At 57.0% G+C, this 465-nt stretch carries 1 pseudogene; it reads left to right on the top strand.

Features of this window, described 5'->3' with window-relative positions:
• Window positions 1-178: 178 nt before the first annotated feature.
• Window positions 179-465, top strand: a pseudogene (locus tag F7R02_RS25885) (IS3 family transposase); the annotation flags it as partial.

Genomic DNA, 465 nt, shown 5'->3' with positions numbered 1-465 from the left:
AACGCGAACGAAACAACTCATCGGCAGGCAACTGCTCGGCGGCAGGACGGCGTGTACGCATGGGCGAAAACTGCCAGAAACCAGTTCGTAGAGTAACGAAAACTGGCAATTCCAGCACACCTAAAACGCAGGTTAAGCCTTGCAATGGATGCAGCCTGGGGGTTTTTCAGGGGCGACTAAAAAAGGCCGCCGCGTACTTTGCCAAGGGGTAAAGGCAAAGTACCTCTTCATGCAAGTCCACCGCGAAGAATTCAGGGTGTGCGCGATGTGCCGGGTTTTGCGGGTGAACCGGGCTGGATACTACGCGTGGCTAAAGTCGCCCGACAGTGAACGCGCCAAGGAAGACGAACGCCTGCTGGGGCTGATCAAGCACCACTGGTTGGCCAGCGGCAGTGTCTATGGGCATCGCAAGATTGCCAAGGATCTACGCGATCTGGGTGAGCGTTGCAGTCGCCATCGGGTGCA

It is taken from the genome of Xanthomonas cissicola, from assembly GCF_008801575.1.
Classification (GTDB): Bacteria; Pseudomonadota; Gammaproteobacteria; order Xanthomonadales; family Xanthomonadaceae; genus Xanthomonas; species Xanthomonas cissicola.
This window is presented reverse-complemented; position numbering and strand designations above follow the sequence as displayed.